This is a genomic window from Streptomyces sp. A18, from assembly GCF_059026065.1.
The window spans coordinates 1-1,934 of record NZ_JBWLKL010000113.1 but is presented as its reverse complement, the minus strand read 5'-3'; the positions used below and the strand labels follow the sequence as shown (position 1 = coordinate 1,934).

The window sequence follows — 1,934 nt, the reverse complement described above, 5'->3', positions numbered from 1 at the left end:
GACGTTTCGCCACAACCAGACCAACGAGCCGACACGCCAACAGTCACATGATCAACCGCTTTTGTTAGAAACAGTAAAAGGCATCCTTGAAGAACGCGTAAGAGGCTCCTACGGAAGCGATCGTAGTGCCGCCCGCGATGAGGGTGGGCGCGCAGCCCACGAGGGTCACGCATGCAGGGGCAGTGCTGACAGTAACGATCCCGGATCCGACAGCGACTACCGCCGAACCGAGTCCCCCCCATGAAATTGCCAAAGTCAAACAACCCCGCGGGGTCGATCCGGTTGGTCGGGTCACCCGAAGCGTAGAGGTACGGGTTGGCTTCCAGGCCCGAGGGGTCAGGCTGGGTGAAGCGGCCGACGTTCGGGTCGTAAAAGCGGGCCTTGTAGTGATACAGCCGGGTCGGGTCCTGATAGCCGCCAGCGAACCGGTAGGGCTGGGCGACCTTCTACTTGAAGTTGGTGACACCGCGCGGGCTGTAGGTGTAGGTGTTGACCTTCTCACCGTCCGAGTTGACCACTGCCTCGACCGTCTGACCGGCTGGGCCTTCGTCAAAGACCTCGCCGCTCGCACTGGCGCGTCCCTGGCCACCACCCGCTGGGACACCGGTTCCGTCTTCTCCGCCGTCGCCGCCTACGCCGCACCCGACCTGACCACCCGCATCCTGCACCAGCTCGCCACCGGGTACGCCCTACTGTTCGGCCGCGCTGAACTCACCTCGGCCGCGTAGACGGAGATGTGGACTTGCGAGGCCAGCTGGAGCCGCATCGCCGACAATGCAGCTCCAGCCCCTGCCCTCCAGGCGTGATGGAGTGGGCAACTCCCGCAGCCTCGCCCCGCCGCCGGGAGGGCACCTCGCGCGAGGACCGATGGAGGGGAGCCTCGGCCTCGCGCCCCGGCCGCGCACTAGAACCCTTCCAGCCCACACGCGACATGTCTGCAAATCAGCGCAATCTTTGCCTGCACAGAAGAAGGATGTCTGCTTTCACACGGTCACCCACGGCCGAGCCCCTCTGGGATGGCCTCTTCGGTAGCGGGTGCTCATCGCACAAGTGTGTTGCACAAGGCTGTGAACTGGGCATCTTCGTTGTATGGCTGGGGGTGTTGATTCCTAATGCCGATTGTCAAGCCGCCAGAACGGGGGCGGCGTGAACCCAATGTGCTGGCAGGTGAGTGATTCAGTCTGCGGAGCCTCTCACTCGGATGGCCTGCGGGGAGCCGCTGGTGACTGGCGCATCCAGGTTGTACCGGCGCTGGCCAGGGGCGTTCATCGGTGGCGCCCGTCAGCTCCAGTAGTCACGGTGGTCCTGGCTGCGCCAGCGGTCGTAGTCGCTGTACGGCGTGGGTAGTCCCAACTTCAACCAGATGAGGCGGCCGGTTCCATAGGCCACCGGGAGCGCCGCACCGACGATCACGCTCTGCTGCTCGGACAGGTCGAAAACCAGGCGGCTGCCGAAGAAGCCGACAGCGAAGAGAATCCCGGCCCCAACGAGGCACAGCAGGAAGCTGATCACTCCAACTGCCTGGCCCATCACGGTCCCCAACAACGCGAGGAATAAGAACGTACCGAAGACAGCGCCGACGATGACCCCGAGCAACACCATGGTGCACAAGCCTACTCACGGGCCGTGGCCTCGTCTGCTGTCAGATGGGAGCGTCCGATCGGAGCCTTCTTCGGCATAGCCTCTACCGATCACCGATCACCGATCACCGATCACCGATCACCGATCACCGATCACCGATCACCGATCACCGACCCCAAAAAAGAGCCCGGACCAGCGGAACTCCTGGGCTGGTCCCCCTCGACGGGGTGTGGCCCCAGTCCAGCCTCTCTGCGGCACGCATCTTTGGTGCTGCGCCTAACGTCGGGTGGCGGAAGTCTCTAGAGTGCATGATCGTCAGGTGGTGCGTGCAGGAGTACCGCAAGTGGGCGAGG

Annotated in this window: 3 protein-coding genes; 1 reads left to right on the top strand and 2 read right to left on the bottom strand. The window is 63.8% G+C overall.

Going from position 1 to position 1,934, the window contains the following annotated elements; all coding sequences use genetic code 11:
- A partial coding sequence (locus AC5P1C_RS43660; RefSeq protein ID WP_493871572.1) for an RHS repeat-associated core domain-containing protein occupies window positions 1–395 on the bottom strand: 395 nt, incomplete at its 3' end.
- Here AC5P1C_RS43660 and AC5P1C_RS43655 point away from each other — a divergent pair.
- Window positions 387–728: a DUF2267 domain-containing protein gene (locus tag AC5P1C_RS43655; protein ID WP_493871571.1), complete on the top strand. Its 342-nt coding sequence runs from the start codon at window positions 387–389 to the stop codon at window positions 726–728. The genes AC5P1C_RS43660 and AC5P1C_RS43655 overlap by 9 nt on opposite strands.
- A gap of 553 nt (window positions 729–1,281) precedes the next feature.
- Here AC5P1C_RS43655 and AC5P1C_RS43650 read toward each other — a convergent pair.
- Window positions 1,282–1,602 carry a hypothetical protein gene (locus tag AC5P1C_RS43650; RefSeq protein ID WP_493871570.1) on the bottom strand — a complete coding sequence of 107 codons (321 nt, stop codon included), beginning with the start codon at window positions 1,600–1,602 and terminating at the stop codon, window positions 1,282–1,284.
- Between the last annotated feature and the right edge of the window lie 332 nt (window positions 1,603–1,934).

Coding starts and splice junctions, on each gene's coding strand:
- AC5P1C_RS43650 (WP_493871570.1), bottom strand. CDS start 1,602: ATGGTGTTGCTCGGGGTCATCGTCGGCGCTGTCTTCGGTACGTTCTTA.